The 3,148-nt window shown below is 50.9% G+C and carries 3 protein-coding genes and 1 tRNA gene; 1 reads left to right on the plus strand and 3 read right to left on the minus strand.

Annotated elements, in window-relative coordinates:
- Positions 1 to 70: 70 nt before the first annotated feature.
- From argS to HMPREF0494_RS03115, 3 genes are all read right to left on the minus strand, one after another.
- Positions 71 to 1,759 (minus strand): arginine--tRNA ligase, encoded by a 1,689-nt coding sequence (argS, locus tag HMPREF0494_RS03105; RefSeq protein WP_007123476.1) that lies wholly within the window; start codon positions 1,757 to 1,759, stop codon positions 71 to 73.
- 465 nt (positions 1,760 to 2,224) lie between these two features.
- Positions 2,225 to 2,295 (minus strand) — tRNA-Gly (locus HMPREF0494_RS03110).
- A gap of 41 nt (positions 2,296 to 2,336) precedes the next feature.
- Entirely contained in the window at positions 2,337 to 2,648 is a 312-nt protein-coding gene (locus HMPREF0494_RS03115) for a hypothetical protein (RefSeq protein WP_040458712.1), read from the minus strand.
- Between the two features lie 138 nt (positions 2,649 to 2,786).
- Between HMPREF0494_RS03115 and HMPREF0494_RS03120 the strand changes: the two genes are divergently transcribed.
- Positions 2,787 to 3,122, plus strand: a complete 336-nt coding sequence (locus tag HMPREF0494_RS03120; RefSeq protein WP_007123478.1) for a hypothetical protein — start codon at positions 2,787 to 2,789, stop codon at positions 3,120 to 3,122.
- Positions 3,123 to 3,148 lie beyond the last annotated feature (26 nt).

The raw sequence follows: 3,148 nt of genomic DNA on the forward strand, positions 1-3,148 counted from the left end.
TTCTCCCAGCCTCTTGCTAATTTATTCCTATTACAAAATCCTGTCGAAGAAGCGCGTTCACTTCCCCCAGTTACATCTCGTCCGGGGCCTTGATGTCCAGCATTGCCAGGGCATCCTTGAGGATATGGCTGACGGCCTGGACAAGGGCTAGGCGGGCAGTCTGCCCTTCGTCATCCTGGAGGATCCGGTTGTGGGCGTAGTACTGGTTAAACTTCTTCGACAGTTCCAGCGCGTACTTGGCGATCACGGACGGGTCATAGTTGACCGCGGCCCGTTCCACCACGTCGCTGTACTGGCTGAGGAAGCTCAAGATATCCCAAGCCGCATCGCCGACCTTGGTCAGGTCCACAGCGCTGAAGTCACGAACGCCACCCTTGCGGAGGATACTCTCGGCCCGGGCCCGGGCGTACTGAACGTATGGACCGGTTTCCCCTTCAAACTTGACTACGTCTTCCAGCTTGAAGTTAACTGCGTTCCGCCGGTCGTTCTTGAGGTCGTGGAAGATCACGGCACCGACCCCAACCTGCTTGGCTACCTCATCGGCGTTTGGCAGGTCCGGGTTCTTTTCGGCAATCTGTTGGCGAGCCAGCTTGATGGAGTCGTTCAAGACGTCCTCCAAGTTGACCACGTTTCCTTTCCGCGTTGACATCTTTTGCCCGTTCAGGTTCATCAGGCCGAAGGAAATGTGTTCCAGTTGGTCCCACCAAGTGAAGCCCATTTCTTTGAGGACCGCCTTGAGCTGCTTGTAGTAGTTTTCCTGTTCGGCACCAACTACGTACAAGGACTTGGCGTGACCAAACATCCGCTTCCGGTAGAGGGCCGTGGCCAGGTCCCGGGTAATGTAGGTGGTCGTCCCGTTGCTCTTGATAATCAGCGGTGGCGTCAGCTTGTAGGCGTCCAGGTCGACGATTTGGGCGCCCCGGCTGGCCTTGAGCAGGTGCTTGTCCTTCAACAGCTGGATCGGGTCATCCATCTTTTGGGCCGAGAAGGCTTCCCCGTTGAAGGAGTCAAAGTGGACGTCCAGCATATCGTAAACCTTTCGGAACCGTTCGATGGAGATTTGCCGGAACCAGTGCCACAGGCGCCAAGCTTCCTTGTCGCCGTGTTCCAGCTTGGCAAACCATTCCCGGCCGGCGTCGGTGTATTCCGGGTGCTCTTCGGCTTCGGTGTTAATGCGAACGTAGTACTTCAGCAGGGTGTTGATGGGATCCTTTTTGACCTCTTCTTCGCTCCCCCACATCTGGTAAGCCGCCATCAGCTTCCCGAATTGGGTTCCCCAGTCACCCAGGTAGTCAATCCGGACTGGCGTGTAGTTTTCCTTCTCCAGGATCCGGGCAATCGCTTCACCAATCATGGTCGAACGGAGGTGCCCCATCCCCATCGGCTTGGCGATGTTCGGTGACGAATAGTCAATCGTGACGTTGGCCCCGTGACCGAGGTCCTTCTTACCATAACCAGCCGGATCAGCTAAAATCGCCTTGATGATTTCCGCCCCAACCTGGGCCTTGTCCAGGAAGAAGTTGATGTAAGGACCAGCGACAACGACCTTTTCGAAGCCAGCCTGGTCAATCTTTTCCACCAGGTCCGCCGCAATCATCTGCGGAGCCTTGTGCAGCGTCTTGGCTAGGAAGAAGGTTGGGAAAGCGTAGTCCCCGTTGTTGGCATCCTTTGGCCGTTCAATCTTGTCAACAATTTCTTCTAATGATAGGTCTGGCAGGGTAGCAGCAACTGCCGATGCGACCCGTTGTTTTTCGTCCATTTAATTTCCTCCTTAAATAAAAAGTCCCCAGTATGAAAAAACATACTAGAGACGAGATTTCCCGCGGTACCACTCTAATTGAATTGGCTTCCACTCTTTAAAGACTAATTTAGCTGTCCTGACGTGCACGCCTTCACCGGAACCACTCCCCCAACTCACACCAAATTTGGGGTCGCTGCATAGTGGCCGCCCGCTACTACTCACGCCAAGTTTTACAATCAACTATTATAGCAAAGATCCGCGCAAATACAAGCGGAGACCTCAGCAAAAGAGAGTGGGACAGAACTAGTTTGCCTAGTTCGTTGTCCCACCTCCGTCGACGCGCAGCTAGCCTGTAGGAAGGCTGGCTAGGTTGGTCAAATGCTGATTTATCAGCGTTTGAACTGCCAGCCAGCTACTGCGCTGTTGCCTTTTTATCTTTTAAAAAGCAAAGAGGCTAAGTTAATTCCCGGCCTCTTTTCAATAAGCGGGTAACGAGAATCGAACTCGCGACGCAACCTTGGGAAGGTTAAGTTTTACCACTAAACTATACCCGCATTACTAACTTAATCATCAACACTAAGTTAGTATACACTAATTAATCTTCTTTGTCAGCCTTTTTCGTTGTTTTTTTTCGTTTTGCCGTTTTTTTCTTGGTGTCCTTGCTTTCATCCGCATCGTCACCATCGTTATCTTCCCGTGGGACAGCTTTGATCATCTTGACTTCGTCTTGCCGGACCACCGCCCGGCCGTTCAACTCGTTAACCCCGCTCTTATCAGCCGGATCAAAGTCATTAATCGAAACCATTACAGAATTATTGTAAACTTTCTCTACTACTCCCTGGAAGTCGTGATCCATTGGGCCAAACTTCTTGCAGCCAACAACATCACCAATTTCAAAATCAGCCATAGTTTTCACCTCGCTAATAATTTCCAATGGGATAACAGGAAACACTTTACACTTTTTTTAGTCCTTTTTCAAGTCCAACGACTGGTTGGTCAGCCTCCTGCTTTAATGGTAAAATCGTCATAGAAAGGAATTAGTATTATGATAAAACCAATTGCTGAAGTGATGGTGGTGATTTTGATTATCGCCACCATTTGCGGAAACCATTCCAAAAAGGAAAAGCACGTTGCCGATTGGCTGGGGATCGCGCGCGTCGCCTACTTTATCCTGCTGACCCTCTCCGTCATCAAGTTGATTACCAATTATCCGGTCGTCCTGGTTCGCAACATCATCTGGCTGCTCTACCTGATTGTGGTCTACATTTACCTGGAAAACACCTTCCGGCTCAAGCGGGAAACGTTTGGCAACCCCCCGCGGACCACCGGGGTTACAGGTGCCCTGGTAATCGCAATGATCATTATTATCGTCTTCTTCTAACATTTTCCTTCATTAAAGTAATTAAC

Source organism: Limosilactobacillus antri DSM 16041 (assembly GCF_000160835.1).
Classification (GTDB): domain Bacteria; phylum Bacillota; class Bacilli; order Lactobacillales; family Lactobacillaceae; genus Limosilactobacillus; species Limosilactobacillus antri.